The sequence below is a fragment of the Haloarchaeobius sp. HME9146 genome, assembly GCF_025399835.1.
Classification (GTDB): Archaea; Halobacteriota; Halobacteria; order Halobacteriales; family Natrialbaceae; genus Haloarchaeobius.
Genome location: NZ_JAODVR010000001.1, coordinates 2,288,200 through 2,303,939 on the forward strand (window position 1 = coordinate 2,288,200; position 15,740 = coordinate 2,303,939).

At 67.1% G+C, this 15,740-nt stretch carries 12 protein-coding genes; 7 read left to right on the plus strand and 5 right to left on the minus strand.

Annotated features, from left to right (window positions below; translation table 11 throughout):
- Positions 1-8 precede the first annotated feature (8 nt).
- The 5 genes from N6C22_RS11860 to N6C22_RS11880 all read left to right on the plus strand — a co-directional run bounded on the left by N6C22_RS11860 (position 9) and on the right by N6C22_RS11880 (position 5,804).
- A complete protein-coding gene (locus N6C22_RS11860) occupies positions 9-638 on the plus strand; it encodes a YbhB/YbcL family Raf kinase inhibitor-like protein (RefSeq protein WP_261651320.1) in 630 nt (209 codons plus the stop codon).
- Positions 639-735: 97 nt separating this feature from the next.
- Positions 736-1,059, plus strand: a complete 324-nt coding sequence (locus N6C22_RS11865; protein WP_261651321.1) for an EthD family reductase — start codon at positions 736-738, stop codon at positions 1,057-1,059.
- The gene (locus N6C22_RS11870; protein WP_261651322.1) at positions 1,056-2,741 is read left to right on the plus strand and encodes a thiamine pyrophosphate-binding protein; all 1,686 of its coding nucleotides are present in this window, start codon (positions 1,056-1,058) and stop codon (positions 2,739-2,741) included. The genes N6C22_RS11865 and N6C22_RS11870 overlap by 4 nt, the downstream gene beginning before the upstream one ends.
- A gap of 48 nt (positions 2,742-2,789) precedes the next feature.
- The gene (locus N6C22_RS11875; RefSeq protein ID WP_261651323.1) at positions 2,790-3,035 is read left to right on the plus strand and encodes a hypothetical protein; all 246 of its coding nucleotides are present in this window, start codon (positions 2,790-2,792) and stop codon (positions 3,033-3,035) included.
- Between the two features lie 141 nt (positions 3,036-3,176).
- Positions 3,177-5,804, plus strand: a complete 2,628-nt coding sequence (locus N6C22_RS11880; RefSeq protein ID WP_261651324.1) for a penicillin acylase family protein — start codon at positions 3,177-3,179, stop codon at positions 5,802-5,804.
- Between the two features lie 18 nt (positions 5,805-5,822).
- Here the strand turns inward: N6C22_RS11880 and N6C22_RS11885 are convergent, their stop codons facing one another.
- Together N6C22_RS11885 and N6C22_RS11890 are read right to left on the minus strand one after the other, a co-directional pair.
- A complete protein-coding gene (locus N6C22_RS11885) occupies positions 5,823-8,408 on the minus strand; it encodes a cation-transporting P-type ATPase (protein WP_261651325.1) in 2,586 nt (861 codons plus the stop codon).
- Between the two features lie 374 nt (positions 8,409-8,782).
- On the minus strand, positions 8,783-9,058 hold the full coding sequence (locus N6C22_RS11890; RefSeq protein ID WP_261651326.1) for a hypothetical protein: 276 nt from the start codon (positions 9,056-9,058) through the stop codon (positions 8,783-8,785).
- Positions 9,059-9,166: 108 nt separating this feature from the next.
- On the opposite strand from N6C22_RS11890, the gene N6C22_RS11895 reads away from it, so the two are divergent.
- Together N6C22_RS11895 and N6C22_RS11900 are read left to right on the plus strand one after the other, a co-directional pair.
- Positions 9,167-10,138 (plus strand): NAD(P)-dependent oxidoreductase, encoded by a 972-nt coding sequence (locus N6C22_RS11895; protein WP_261651327.1) that lies wholly within the window; start codon positions 9,167-9,169, stop codon positions 10,136-10,138.
- Positions 10,139-10,366: 228 nt separating this feature from the next.
- Complete coding sequence (locus tag N6C22_RS11900; RefSeq protein ID WP_261651328.1) at positions 10,367-13,879, plus strand: hypothetical protein; 3,513 nt, start codon at positions 10,367-10,369, stop codon at positions 13,877-13,879.
- A gap of 15 nt (positions 13,880-13,894) precedes the next feature.
- On the opposite strand, the gene N6C22_RS11905 is transcribed toward N6C22_RS11900, so the two are convergent.
- From N6C22_RS11905 to N6C22_RS11915, 3 genes are all read right to left on the minus strand, one after another.
- Entirely contained in the window at positions 13,895-14,014 is a 120-nt protein-coding gene (locus N6C22_RS11905) for a rubrerythrin-like domain-containing protein (RefSeq protein ID WP_261651329.1), read from the minus strand.
- A 131-nt stretch (positions 14,015-14,145) separates the two neighbouring features.
- Entirely contained in the window at positions 14,146-14,745 is a 600-nt protein-coding gene (locus N6C22_RS11910; protein ID WP_261651330.1) for an HD domain-containing protein, read from the minus strand.
- On the minus strand, positions 14,746-15,480 hold the full coding sequence (locus N6C22_RS11915) for an EthD domain-containing protein (protein ID WP_261651331.1): 735 nt from the start codon (positions 15,478-15,480) through the stop codon (positions 14,746-14,748).
- Between the last annotated feature and the right edge of the window lie 260 nt (positions 15,481-15,740).

The following is a 15,740-nucleotide window of genomic DNA, read 5'->3' on the forward strand; positions in this document are numbered from 1 at the left end:
ACTCTGGTATGGCGACGAGGCGCGCGACGCTCCACACGCTGGGTGGCGGAGTCGTCGCCGTCGCAGGGTGTCTCGGGGGGAGTCCGGGGACACGAACGAAGACCCGGCGGACCGCCGAGAGAACGCCCACCACGAAAGCGACCAATATGTCATCCAAAGCCACGAGCGAGTTCGCCATCGAAGCGAGAGCATTCTCCGACGGGGAGACGATTCCAGCCCGGTTCACCTGCGATGGGGCGGACGTCTCGCCCGAGCTGTCCATCGGTGGGGCCCCACCAGAAGCCGAGACGCTGGCGCTGGTCGTCGACGACCCGGACGCACCCGGCGGCACGTTCGACCACTGGCTGCTGTGGAACGTCCCCGCTGACACCATCTCCATCCCGGAGGACGTGCCGCGCGGCGGAACCGTCGCGTCCCTCGACGGGGCTCGACAGGGCACGAACGGGTTCGACGCGGTCGGCTACCGCGGGCCATGCCCGCCGAAGAGCCACGGCGCACACAGCTACCGGTTCACCCTGTACGCCTGCGACAGCGAACTCGACGTGCCGGGCGGTGCGAGCGGGTCCGAGGTCCGCTCGGCCATCCAGAACGCCGAGGTCGCCCAGACGCGCCTCATGGGAATGTACGAACGGACCTGACGGGTCAGGTTCGAGCGTCGTATTCCCATCGAATCGCCCCCCCGAAGCCGGTGGCACCGGTACAACCAAGAGACCGCCGCCCGTCGGTTTTACTGTCATGATTAAATTGGTGAACCTGCTGGTACGCGCGGACGACCTGACCCACGAGGAGTTCGCCGAGTACTGGTACGAGGAACACGTCCCGCTCGCGAAGGACCTCCCCCACGCGAAGAAGTACGTCACGAGCGTCCCGAACAGCCCGGAACACAGCGAGTACGACGGCATCGTCGAACTGTACTTCGAGGACATGGGCGACCTGAAGGCGGCGTTCGACTCCGACGTCGGCAAGGAGGTCATGGCGGACCTAGAGAAGTTCGCCAAGCCCGACGAGGGGCCGACGATGTACGTCGAGGAGACAGTCCAGTTCGACGAAGACGCATGAAGACGGCAGCGCGTGTGGTCGAGGGACTCGCAAATCTCGACACGGAGTTCGTCTTCGGCTACCCCGGCGGCCGAGTCATCGAGGTGTTCGAGACGCTGGCGGAGCACCCCGAGATACAGGTCGTTCGCCCGCGCGACGAGCGCGAGGCGAGCGTCATGGCCGAGTCCTACGGCCGCATGACCGGGAAGCCGGGCGTGCTCGCCGGGCAGGGCCCCTGGATCGGGAGTTTAGGAAACATCGGCCAGATGGAGGCTCGGCTCGCCTCCTCGCCGATGGTCGCCATCACCGAGGCATCCGAGCGCGGCGACTACTCCACGCTCGCGCCCTACCAACAGTCCCGCGGTGACTACGGTGGGCTATCGCTCCCGAAGATCCTCGACGGCGTCACCAAGGAATGGTGGTTCCCGCGCACGCCCACGGAGACGGTTCGGTCGCTCCAGCTGGCGTTCAAGCACGCGACTGCCGGCCGACCCGGTCCCACCGCGGTCATCCTCGACGGCGACGCCGTCTCCGACGAGTTCCCCGAGGATTCGATTCCATCGGTCTGGGACGAGGACCGACAGGTGAAGAACTGGGAGTCACAGCCCACCGACCGCGACGTTGCCGACGCGGTCACGGCCCTGCAGAAGGCCGACCGACCCGTCATCCTCGCCGGGAACGGCGTCCACGCGGCCAACGCCTACGACGAACTCGTCGCCTGCGCCGAGGCGTACGACGCGGTCGTCGCGACCTCCTATCTGGGGAAGTCCACGATTCCGGAGACCCACGAGCGCGCCGCCGGCGTCATCGGCTCCTTCGGCCACGAGGGCGCGAACCAGGTCGTCTCCGAGGCCGACACCCTCCTGGTGGTCGGCTGCCGGATGAACCCGATGGACACCAACTGGCAGGCCGAGTCGTTCATCCGGCCCGACGAGCAGACCATCATCCACGCCGACATCGACACCCGAAACGCGGGCTGGGTGTACCCGGCAGACGTCGGTCTCATCGGCGATGCAGCACAGTCGCTGGCCGCGCTCGTGACCGAGGGTGGTGCAGAGAACGGGTGGGCGCTCGACCGCGCCGCCGAGGCCCGCGAGGACTTCTCGGTGCCCGAGTGCGAGGACGACTCGACGCCCATCAAGCCCCAGCGCGCCTGCAAGGCTATCCAGCAGGTCGTCGACTCGGATACCGTCGTCACCGCGGATTCAGGGAACAACCGATTCTGGCTCCTGAACTACCTCCAGACGCCCGACACGGAGACGTACTTCGGCTCCGGCGGCGTCGGCGGCATGGGCTGGGCGGCCCCCGCCGCAGTGACGGCCGCACTCCTCGGCAAGGACGCCATCTGCGTTGCCGGGGACGGCGGCTTCACGATGACGATGACCGCCGTCGAGACCGCGGTCGATCACGACGTGGCCCCGACGTTCGTCGTGCTCAACGACACGAGTCTGGGGATGGTCCGCCAGATGGACGACTCCATTCCGGGCGTCGAGTTCCACGACACGAACTTCGTCAAGGTCGCCGAAGCCCTCGGCGGCCAGGGCCAGCACGTCACCGACCCCGACGACCTCGTGCCCGCACTCGAGGACGCGAAGGCCGCGGACGTGCCGACCGTCATCGACGTGCGCATTGACCGCGAGGAGGACATGGCCGAGACGCTGCAGTCGTCGTTCTACGCCGAGGTCGGCGGCCTGCACGAGTAGGCTCGAACCGGGCAGTAGCTTCTTTTCGCGGCTCGTCGACGAAGGGGTATGAACGGCCGGGCAGTCTTCGGCGTGCTCCTCGCCCTCGCCGGCACCGGCTGGGTCCTGCTCTGGATCGCCGCGCCGCCGGAGCCCTACCAGCCCGTCCTCCGGGTCGTCGCCGGGTCGGTGGTCTTCGACGGCTTCGGGACCTCGCTTCCGGGGACCGTCGCCCTGCTCGGGTTCGGTCCGGTCGCTATCGGCGGTGTCCTGTTCGTGACGGGCTGGATAGAGTCGACGACGAACCGGATCTGAGGCGAGTTCCCGGCTCCGAGTTAGTCGAGCGTAGCTGCTGGCATAGAAGTCAATAGAGCAACACTATTGTTTGGGTCGGACGTAAAAAACACTCACACAGCCGGGGTTGATTATACAGGCCAATGGTAATTCAATGAGAATATGGCAGACACTGACAGCCATGGAAGGGGGAGCGTGTTACGACGAGACCTGCTGCGAACCGGAACCGGTCTGGCCGCGGCCGCAGTCGCCAGCAAGACGACGCTGGCCTACGGTGGGGAGTCGAGCGACCCGACGACGGTCACCATCAGGCGCGACGACTACGGGGTCCCACACATCTACGCCCGGAACGCCGACGACCGAACACCCGTCTTCTTCGGGTTCGGGTACGCGGTCGCCACGGACCGCCTGTTCCAGCTCGAACTCTACCGGCGGTACTACCACGGGACGGTCGCCGAGGTGTTCGGTGAGGAGTGGGTCGCCTTCGACGCTGCGGCCCGCCAGAACACCTTCACCGAGACGACGCTGCCCGAGCAACTGGAGAACATGGACCCGGACAACCGGGCCATCCTCCAGGCGTTCGCGTCGGGCATCAACCGTTACATCGAGTCGGTCCGCGAGGGAGACCGCGAGTTCCACAAGGGGTTCGTCGAGAACGGGTTCGAGCCCGAGCCGTTCACCGAGGAGGACGTCGCCGGGATGTACGTCGCCAGCATGGCCTTCTTCAGCGGCTTCCAGCTGGAGACCCTCGGCGCGCTGGTCGTCGACATCCTCGAGGGGCAGGTCGGCGAGGAGGGCGCGATGGAACTGTTCCACGACCTCAACTGGGGGAACGACCCCGGGTCGCCGACCTCCAGCGTCCAGCCCGATGACGCCTACGTGCCGCCGTACACCCCGGCAGGCGACGACGCCGGTGCTGGTGCGACAGCCGCAGAAGGCACCGAGCGCGGCGTGACGGGCGAACAGAACCAGCCGACCAACCGGGTGACAGGCGGGGACGCTCGCGTTCCAACCGACGCGCGAGGCGTCCACGAGGCAGAGATGGAGCGAGTCCGGACCCTCGCCCGAGGCCTCGACGACCTCGGCCTACCCATCAAGTACGGCAGCAATGCGCTCGCCGTCCAGGGCGACGCGACCGACAGCGGCGACGCGATACTCATGGGTGGCCCGCAGATGGGCTTCTCGACGCCCTCGGTGATGTACGAGGCCGGACTTCACGGCCCGGACTTCGACGTCGCTGGCATCACGGTCGCCGGGTATCCATTCATCATGTTCGGACGGAACCGCAACGGGGCGTTCACCTCGACCGCGGGCATCGACAACTGCATCCAGACGTTCGTCGAGTCCATCGAGACCAACGACGACGGCCCCGACACCTACGAGTTCCGCGGCGAGGAGCGCGAGGTGTACGCCGAGGAACAGACGATTCCGGTCGCGGGCGGCGAGGACCAGACGGTGATGCTTCGGCGGACTCACCACGGCGTCGTCACCCAGTGGAATCCCGACGCGGGCGAGGCTATCGCCCAGACGAAGTCCTACGCCGGTCGAGACATGAACTCCTGGGCCGCGTTCTTCGAGTCGCAGTTCGCCGAGAGCGTCGAGGAGTACGGCGAGGCGGCCCGCCAGTGCGACTACGCGCTGAACTTCATGTGGGCCGGCGATGACGGCGACATCGGCTACTTCCACCTCGGTCGCTACCCCGACGCCGAGTCGGCCCCCTGGGACACCCGGCTCCCTGCTGACGGCACGCAGTACGAACTCACCGAGGAGGACTACCTGCGGGCCGCAGACGGGGACGTCCCCTACAGCATCAACCCGCCGCGGGGCTACTCGGCGCAGTGGAACAACAAGCCTGCGCCGGGCTGGAACAACGGCGACCTCAGCTACTCGTGGGGGACAGACCACCGGGTGCAACGCATCATCAACCTCGTCGAACACGAACTCGACACCGCCGGCTCGGTCGGCTACGACGACCTCAAGGACGTCGTCTACGACATCTCGTTCATCGACCTCCGGAGCATCCGGTACCGCGACGCACTGCTCGACGCCCTCGCGGACGCAGAACTCACGGAAACCGAGCAGGCTGCCCGCGACGCCGTCGCCGACTGGGACCACTACCGGCAGGGCGCTGGCGAGGACTTCACGGGTGAGTATCCGGTCGGCTACACCGTCTGGAACGCCACGTTCCCGAAGGCGCTCGAGAACGTCTTCGCCGATGCGTTCGGGCCGGCGTACGGCCCCGCCTCGTTCTTCCTCACCTACCGGTACGGTCGCGGGACGCTGATGCGGGTCCTCAACCCATCCGAGACCGAGATGGACCTCGCAGCCGACTACGCGGGCGACGTGAAACAGGCCTTCGTCGATGCGTTCCGCGCGGCCTGTGCTGAACTCGAAGCGGAGTACGGCGAAGACGTCGAGTCGTGGCGCACGTCGGCCCGAATCGACGAACTCGACAACCTGGCGCTGTTCGGCATGCCCATCGGGGTCGGCGATGCCGGCGACATGCCCTGGGTCAACCGCGGGACGGAGAACCACTTCGTCCGCCTCGGCGACGACCCCGTCGCGGAGAACGTCCTGCCACCGGGGAACTCCGGCTACGTCGCGCCCGACGGGACCGAAAGCGACCACTACGACGACCAGCTGGACATGTTCGTCGACTTCGAGTACAAGCAGTTGCTGTTCGAGCACCGTGACGTCCACCGGGAGACGTCGACCTCCAGGGTCCTCCAGCTCGGTGAGCGGGGCAACGGTGGGCCGAACGACCGGTCGAAGGAGCGCGGCGGGAGATAGGGACCAGCGTTCCTGTGGTCAGTCGGCCTGCTGCGGCCGCGCCTCTCCGACCGCCTGCTTCCCGTTTCCGGGTGCGCGCTTGCGGAGCAACCAGACGACGCCGGTCATCGGAATCGTCGTCAGCAGGGTCGTCAGCCCCACCACACCCCAATCGGCGAGGGTCAGGGGCACGACCTCGAACGCACGCTGGAGCGGGCCGAAATACAATACGGCGAGTTGCAACAGCAGCGAGGTCGCGACGGCGACGGCGAGCCAGCGGTTCGGCTCCGGGTGGCCCGGAATCCACCGAACGACGTAGAGCTTCGCGAACTCGACGACGACGAACGCGGTGAACACCATCGAGACGATGTACTCGGTCGAACTCCCGCTGGTCACCAGCCAGTAGACGAGCCCGAGCATGACGACGGTCGAGGACGCCCCGAGACCGCCGATGGTCCGCAGCATCTGCGGGTCGAGGATGCCGAGGCTCCGGTCCCGCGGGGGTCGGTCCATCACGTCGCCGCTCTCGGGGTCGACGCCGAGGGCGACCGCCGGGAGGCCGTCGGTGAGGAGGTTGATCCAGAGCAGTTGCGCCGGCGGGAGGACGAGCAGGCCGAACAGCGAGGCGATGAACACCAGCATCACCTCGGTGAAGTTCGCCGACAGCAGGTAGGCGACGAACTTCCAGATGTTGTCGAAGATGGTCCGCCCGTTCCGGATCGCGGTCGCGATGGTCGCGTAGTTGTCGTCGAGCAGCACGAGGTCGGAGGCCTGCTTTGCGACCTCCGTACCGCGCTCGCCCATCGAGATGCCCACGTCGGCGTGTTTCAGCGCAGGAGCGTCGTTGACGCCGTCGCCGGTCATCGCGACGGTGTGTCCGTTGGCCTGCAGGGCGCGACAGATGGCGACCTTGTGCTCGGGGAGGACCCGGGCGAACACGTCGTGCGTCTCAACCGCGTCTTTCAGTTCTCCGTCCTCCATCGCGTCCACGTCGTTGCCGGTGACGACCTCGCCGGAGAGGCCGACCTGTTCGCCGATGACGGCCGCGGTCCGCCGGTTGTCGCCCGTGATGAGCTTCACCGCGATACCGGCGTCTTTCGTCTGTGCGATGGCGTCCCGGACCTCCGGCCGCGGCGGGTCCTGCATGCCCTGGAGGCCGACGAACACGAGGTCGGATTCCGGAGCCGCGGGGTCGCCGTAGGCGAATCCGAGGACCCGGAGTGCCTGGTCGGCGAACCCGTCCGCCGTCGTCTGGATCTGCTCGCGGGTCTCGTCGTCGAGGGCGACCGGTCCGTCCGCGGTGAGGACCTGCGTGGACTGTTCGAGGACGGTCTCGGGCGCGCCCTTCACGAAACTCCGTTCGTCGTGGACGGTCGCCATCCGGCGGCGCTCCGAGGAGAACGGCACCTCGTCGGTTCGGGGGCGGTCCTCGCGGAGGGCTTTCGGGTCCAGTCCGACCGCGCTCGCCGACTCGACCAGTGCGACCTCGGTGGGGTCGCCGTTCTCGCCGGCCGCGTCGTTGCAGACCGCGCCGATCTCGAACAGCAGTCGCTGGCGTTCGTCGTCGATGTCGGCCTCGTCGGGCGTGAACTCGTTCTCGTGAACCCACGCCTTCGTGACGGTCATCTGGCCCTCGGTGACGGTCCCCGTCTTGTCGGTGGCGACGACGTCGACCGACCCGAGGGACTCGACCGCGGGGAGTTTCCGGACCAGCGCGTTCTGGTCGGCCATCCGACGCACCCCGAGTGCCAGCGTGAGCGTGACGACGGCCGGGAGACCCTCGGGGACCGCCGCGACCGCCAGCGAGATGGCCGTCAGGCCCGCACGGATGAGGCTGGCACCACCAGTGACGAGTACACCTCCGATGATTGCTGCGAGGACGAGCACGCCCAGCCCGACCCGCCGACCGAACTTGTCGAGGTCGCGCTGGAGGGGCGTCTCCCGCTCCTCGACGGTCCCGAGTTCGGCCGCGATGGCCCCGACCTGGGTGTCCATCCCGGTCGCGTACACCACCGCCCGCCCGGAGCCGCGGACCACCGTCGTCTGCTTGTATACGAGGTTGTCACGGTCCGCAACGGCGGTGTCCGTCGGGAGAACCGCGGCTTCTTTCGACTGGGGCAGGCTCTCCCCGGTGAGCGCGGCTTCGTCGGCCGCGAGGTCAGTCGCCTTCAGGAGCCGTGCATCGGCCGACACCGCGTCGCCCGCGGTCAGGACGAGCACGTCGCCGGGGACGACTTCGGGGGAGGGAATCTCGACTTGCTCACCGTCGCGAAGGACGGTCGCGGTCGGCGCGGCGAGCTCTCGCAAGGCACGCAGACTCTCCTCGGCGCGGTAGTCCTGGACGAACCCGAAGATGCCGTTCAGTATCACGATGCCCATGATGAGGGCGGCGTCGACCCCGTGTCCGACCACTGCGGCGACGACAGCCGCGGCTATCAACACCCAGATGAGCGCGCTCTGGAACTGGGCGACGAAGATGTCGACGAGGCGACGCCGTTCGCCCTCGACGAACTCGTTCCGGCCGTGTTCCTCGAGTCGGCGGGCAGCCTCCTCGCTCGACAGCCCCGATTCGTCGGCGTCGAGGTCCCCGAGCAGCGTCGCGAGTTCGACGTTGTGTTCAGCCACGGGTGGAGGTTCGACGGTCACCCTCTTGATAATTCGTGCTACGAGCGCAGGTTCAGCCCCATCCCTCCGGGCGCAGGCAGTTATTTCCCGGCGGAAGTAATAGAAATTTATTTATTTCGGTGATGTGTTGCGTGGAACGTGGCGGCCCGGACGGGTTTCGGCAGGTGATACCGGCACCTTGTCTCCCCCACCCCAGCCGGTGTCGACCAGCCGACCCTGACCGACTCGTCGATACCCACACCCCGAGACTCCGATTCGACGTCGGCGTCTCCCCCGTGGTACCCCACCCTCGACGACTCGGGCGTGGCCGCCACCCGGTGTCAGCGTCACCCGTGCCGACCGCTGACACCGGTGATTCTCCCCGCTGCCGGCCCTTAGCGATGGAACACGCCCTTGAATGTCCAGACGAGTCCCTGCACGACGTTCCCGACGAAACCCGCGAGTCCGCTGCTCGGTTCGCGGACCAGGTCGAACCCGGCCAGCTCCTCGTGCGAGACGGAGACGACCTCACCGGTCACGGCGCGACGTTCGGCTGCGTCACCGACCCGCAGTAGCGTGACCCGGTCGTCGTCCTGTCCGACGACTCGATACACGCCTGCTTCGAGGTCGGACTCGGGCGGTGGGCGGTAGTGTTCGGCAACTGCTACCATGGTCCTCACTCGCGGTGCCATGGCCTCAATCTTGGGGTGCCGTGCGAGCCGGCCACCCGGCACGGGCCGACGAGAACCTTTTTGCAGACCGTGGCAGAACTTGCGAACATGGCAGACAGCACGGTACTCGTCACTGGTGGCACCGGATTCATCGGGTCGTACGTCGCGAAGGACCTGGTCGACCACGGCCACGACGTGGTCGCCTACGACCTCTCGACAGACCCGCGAATCCTCGAGAAGCTCGACATCGCCGACGAGGTCGAGGTCCGCCGCGGCGACGTGAGCGACTCCACCGACGTGATTCGCGCGGTCAAGGAGACCGGCACGACCCACATCGTCCACCTGGCGGCCCTGCTGACCAACACGGCGCGTGACAACCCCCGCGCCGCGATGCAGGTCAACATCGAGGGCACGAACAACATCTTCGAGGCCGCGCGCACCCTCGACGACCAGGTCGAACGCGTCGCCTGGGCCTCTTCCGCCGCGGTGTACGCCCCGCCGCACAACTACGACGACGGGTCGGACTGGTGGGTCTCCGAGGACGACCTCGTCTACCCGGACACCCTCTACGGCGCGACCAAGGAGTACAACGAGCACCAGGCCCGCGTCTACTACGAGGACCACGACGTCTCCCACGTCGCCATCCGGCCGACCGTCGCCTACGGTCCGTACCGCGAAACCGGCGGCTCCGCCTTCCTCGCGAACATCATCGAGAAGCCCGCAGTGGGTGAATCGTTCTCCGTGGAGTACGGTGACCAGGAGATAGACTGGCAGCACGTCGAGGACATCGCGCAGGCGTTCCGCCTCGCCGCCTTCACGCCGGACGAGGACCTCAGCCAGCGCGTCTACAACGTCCGCGGCGAACTCGCCTCGATTCGCGAGGCCGCCGAGACCGTCGAGAAGATCATGCCCGACGCCGACATCGAGGTCTCTGACGAGGGCGAACTGCCCTGGACCCAGCGCCTGGACATGACGAAGTTCCAGGAGGACACCGGGTACGAGGTGCAGTACGACCTCGAATCCGGCTTCCGCAAGTACATCAAGGTGCTGCGGGAGGAAGCGGGACTGGACCCGGTCTGAGACGGTAGAGTCGCCCCCTTCCACGGCGACGAGAATTATTCCTCCCGGGTGGGGCGTGCCGACTCGCGTGCTGAAAGCCGCGAGTCATCTGCTCGAAAGCGGTACTATCGCTGGGAACGTTCGAACTGGAACAGCAACAGCCACGTGCGTTTCCACCCCCTCTCATTCCGAATCACCGACACAAACACCAAGACAGATGCCCGACAACCGGCGTACGATTACTCTGACATGGTGGCTGGACTCGACATCGGGACGGAGACACTGACGGCGGCACGAGGCGAGGGCGGGGACGCGACACTTGCCACGAGTGTGGCATCGGTCGTCGAGGTCCCGCATGGGACACTCACTGACGCCGGGTTCGACCCGGCCGACCTCTGCTGTCTCGAACGCGGCGACACCGTATCGATACTCGGCGACGACGCGGCCGAGGTCGCCGACGCGACCGGAACAGACACGGAACCCCTCTTCTCGAACGACGTGGTGATTCCCCGCGAGGACGACGCGGCACTGGTGGGCGCGCTCGCGGACGACCTGCTGGCGGGCGACGACGAGGAATCCGTCTGTTTCACGACACCGGGCCGCTTCCTCGACGCGGACGAACCGACGACGGACCACCGCAAGGCCGTCTCGGAGGGTCTCTCCGGGGAAGGCTACGAGCCGACCCCGCTGAACACCGGCCTCGCGGTCCTCTACGACGCACTCTCGGACGGGAACTACACCGGCCTCGGGGTGGCGGTCCGCCCCGCCGTCACCACCGTCTGTCTGGCCTTCTACGGCGTCCCAGTCCTCGGGTTCTCGCTGGCGAGGGGACGTGACTGGCTGGTCGAGCAGGCGGCCGACGCGAGTGGGGAATCGGTCGAGACGGTCGCCGCGGCCCGCGACGAGTTCACGCTGGGGCTGGACACGAGTTCCGAGGGCGTCGACGGCGCACTCGCCGACGCCTACAACGAACTCCTCGGGGACGTTGCCGAAGCGGTCCAGCGCGAGGCCGACGAGAGCGACCTGCAGTCGGGCATCGCCGCGACGGTCGTCGTCGCCGGCAGCGGGAGCGTCCCGGGCATGGAGATGCTCCTCGGCGCACAGCTCGACGCTGCTCCCCTCCCGTTCTCGGTCGGCGACGTCAGGATGGCCGACGACCCGGCGAACAGCGCAGCACTCGGCGCGCTCGCGGCCGCCGAGTCCGGCATCGACGGCTACGAAGGAATCGCAGCGAGCGAGGAGGACGAGTCCGGCGACGACGGCCGTGGCGACGACGAGGGCCTCGCACAGCAGACCCTGTCGGGGGCGGCCGCGACAGCGGGCAGTGCCGGTGCTGGCACCCAGCACTCCGGCAGTGCCAGCCCGCCTGCCCGCGGCGACCCCGACGATGACTCATCGAACCGCGCCATCGAGCAGATGTTCGAGCGCCTCGGGAACCGCGAGGACGAGATCGCCAGCATCCGCGAGGACCTCGATGCGGCCGCAGCCGACCTCGACGCACTCTCGGAGTCGGCCGCCCGCGAGGACGACCTCGAATCCCTCTCGGCGACGGTCGAAGCCCTCGACGAGGCGCTCGACGACCTGGACGACGCGCTGAGCGACCTCGATAGCCGGGCCGCGGCGGCGACCGACCTCGACGCGCTGGCGGACGACCTGTCCTCACTCCGTGACGACCTCGGCGAACTGGCCGAGGAAGCCGCGACTGACGCCGAGCTCTCCGCGGCCGAAGACACGCTGGCGACCGTCGAGGACGACCTCGAATCGCTGCAGGAGACCACCGCGACACGGGAGTCGGTCGACTCGCTGGGCGACACGGTCACCCACCTCGAGACCGCGCTTGACGACCTCTCCGAAAGCCTCTCCGCGCTCTCGGACCGGGCGGCCGATGCCGAGACGGTCGAAGGACTGGACGAGACGGTATCGACTCTCGAGGGGACCGTCGAGACGCTGGACGCCGAGGTCGCCGCCCTCCGCGACGACCTGGCCGCCCTCGACGAGGCGAGTGCCACCGTGGACGACCTGGCCGCCCTCGACGCGACGGTGGACGACCTCTCGGCCGACTTGGCCGAACTCGACGAACGCGCCGCCAGCGAGTCGGCCCTCTCCACGGTCGCGGACGACCTGTCGGACGTGAGCACGGCGGTCGACGAGGTGGCCGACGACCTCGACGCACTCGATTCTGCAACCGAGGACCTGAGTGCCCGACTCGACGAGGGAGATACCGAGCGCGCGTCGAACGCCGCCGACATCGAGACGCTATCTGGCGACATCGAGACGCTGACCACCGGCCTCGATTCCGTGGAGGACACGGTCGGAACCCTGTCGGGAGACCTCGAATCGCTCGACGACGACGTGACTGCAGTTCGTGCGGACGTCGATACCGTCTCTGCGGCCCTCGACGAGGCTGAAGGCCGACTCGACCAGCTCGACGACACGGCGGCCACCACGGACGAGGTCGCCTCTGTCTCGCAGGACCTCGCGGCACTCGCCGAGCGAGTGGAGGCGCTCGCTGCCGACGGCGCGACCGACGACGACCTGCAGGCGCTCCGGTCCGACGTGCTGGAGGCCGACATGGCCCTGGCAGACCTGCAGGAGACGGTCTCCCGACTCGAGACCGACGGTGCAGACGCGGCGACGGTCGACGCCCTCGAGGACCGTGTTTCGGGTATCGAGGCGTCTATCGAGGCAGTCGAGTCGGAGCTGTCGACCGTGGATTCGGCGGTTTCCGACGTCGACTCGGCCGTCACCGACCTGGACTCGGACGTCTCGGAACTCGATACCCGGCTGGCCGACCTCGACTCGACGGTGGCCACGGTGGACGAGGAGGTCGCGGCGGTCGACACGCGGGTCTCTGAGATGGCGTCGGAGATGACCGCGGTAGAGAACGCGGCTGCCGACGCCGAGACCGTCGACGAACTCGAGGCGACCGTACGCGAGACCCGTGCCACCGCGAGCGACCTCGAAGCCGAACTCGACTCGGTCCGTGACCGACTCGACACGCAGGCGGACGCCGGCCCGTCTTCCGACGACCTCGACGACCTCGCTGCCGACCTGTCCTCGCTGACGGAGGACCTCTCGACACTCCAGGCGACCGTCGAGGAACTCGAAGCGGCGGTGGACTCGACTGACGAGGAGCCCGCAAGCACCGAGGAGGTGGCCGCGCTGGCGACCCGGCTGGAAGACGCGACGGGCGACGATGTCCTCGCTGCCGAGGTCGAAGGGCTGGAGGACTCCCTCTCGACACTCTCGGAGCGCCTCGACGACCTCGAAGACGAGGCGACGGGCCGGGCCGACCTCGAAGCGACGGTCGCAGACCTTGAGGACGAACTCTCCACACTCGAATCGTCGGTCGTGACGGCGGAGGACCTCGACAGCCTCGAAGAGAAGATGGTCACGCAGGGCGCGCTGGATTCCAGGGATTCGGACGTCGTGACAGCCGACGAATTCGACGAGTTCCGGTCGTCGGTCGCGACGGCGGACGACCTCGCGGCCCTCCAGCGGTCGGTAGACGAACTGCGTGAGTCCTCGCGTGACCGGTCGGCAGAGCCCGCGGTCGAGGCGGGCGACACCACCGGCTTCTTCGACCGCTTCGGCGTCGGGTTGGGCGGCGGCGCTGTCATCGCGGGTATCCTCACCATCGCCAACTCGGTCACCGGTGACGCGATAGCGATGGCTGTCGGTGCGGGTGCTCTCGTCCTCGGCCTCGCCCTCGTCGGCCTCGTCTACCGGGGCACCGACAGGAGCATGCCAGCAAAAGAGTAAGCGAACGGACTGTCGTTACTCGCGGGGAAGCGAGACGTTCCGGAGTTCACCACCGCACTTCGGGCATTCCTTCTCGTCGGCGTCCTCGGTCCGGAGACCGCAGCTCAGACACTCGTATTCTGTCGAACTTGTCATGATACCCTCTGTAGGGGATTCGGTATGATAAGGATTGCCGCGTTACTGAGTAACGCAGTAACCGGGGCGAACGTGGGTTCTCGCGAGCGGGGAAGGTAGCGCAGCGGCGCTACTGCTGTGTCGAAGCAGCGCTACTCCTGCGTCTGGCTGTACTGTGCGACCCACTCCTTGAGCGTGATGCCCATGGCGGACTGGGTGATGGCGTTCGAGGACGCCGAGTTCGCGCTCTTGACGAGTTCTGCCTCGAGCGTCCGTTTGGGCACCTCGCCGAGGAAGTGCGGAATCGCCCGCTGGACCGAGAGCGGGACGCCGACCTCGTGGGCGAGGGCGTACCCCGAGATGGAGTGGGGAATCTCCTCGCTGGCGTAGTGCTCGCGGTCCGGTTCCCCGAGCAGTTCGGCGTCGACGAAGTCGACGTACTCGTAGCACTTACCCACGTCGTGGAGCAGGCAGGCCGCCACGATAGTGTCGAGGTCGGGGTCAGCACCGTGGAACTCGCGCTGTATCTCCGCAGACTCGATGGCGATCTTCGTCACCCCCCGGACGTGTTCGACGTTGGTCACCTCGTGGATGTTCCAGGCGTAGGGGATGTCCTCGATGTGCTGCCAGCCGCCGCGGTCGAGTCCCAGGACCCATGCCTCGACGACCTGCTCGCGCAACTCGACGTTCTCGATACGGTCGAGTTCGGGGTACGCCTCCCGGACCTGGGCGGTGTAGTCCGGGTCGGCCATCTAGTACCCCTCGACGTCGCCGAGGTCGTTCTTGACGAGTCGTTCCTTGCCGATGAAGCGCGGGCGCTTCTCGACCGCGAGGAAGTTGTCCACGTCCGCGCGGGCCTTCGCGGCGACCTCGCGTGTGGGGTCGTAGTCTCTGGAGCCCTCACTCCCGAGTGCCTCGTGGAGGTCGTCGAGCGTCTCGAAGTAGAGCTCGGCGACGCCGTCGAACTCGGCGTTCTCCGGGTCCGTCGGATAGACGGTCTGGTAGCGAACCACGCCTTCGATATCCTTGGCGAGGGGCGAGTGGTTGTTCTCCCAGTAGTCGCGGAACTCCTCGTGGGTCATGCCGTCCTTGCGGACGAGGAAGGCCGAATGTTTGTAGAGGCCGTCTGTGTCGCCGGCTACCTCGTCCTTCCAGATCTTCTCCTCCCCGATGAACCGGGGTCGTCGCTCGATGTCGAGGAAGTTGTTCACGTCCTCGCGGGCCTTGGCAGCGACCTCGCGTGTGGGGTCGTAGTCTCTGGAGCCTTCACTCCCGAGTGCCTCGTGGAGGTCGTCCAGTGTCTCGAAGTAGAGTTCGGCCAGTCCATCGAACTCGGCGTTCTCCGGGTCCGTGGGGAGGACCGTCTGGTAGCGGACCACGCCCTCGATATCTCTCGCGATGGGCGTGTGGTTGTTCTGCCAGTAGTCGACGAACTCCTCGTGGGTCATATCGTCCTGTCTGACCAGCAGCGCGATGTGTTTGAACATACGTGAAGAACGTCGCCTCGTCCGGGCATAAAACCCGATGCGTCACCCCCTCGCACGTCTGTGGAATCCGGACACGACCGTGCCACTGAGAGCACCTGCGTCGAAGCGCACGCCCGCCGACCTCTCGTTCTGTCGAACGGAAACTTCAAGCCTTCTATTAGGTGTTTTCGCAAGACGCAAGCGTTGCAGGGAATTGATGTGAAGCCCTACGCACTGATAAACCCAGTCTATACGGGGGCGAACTGCTTTACCCTATTTTT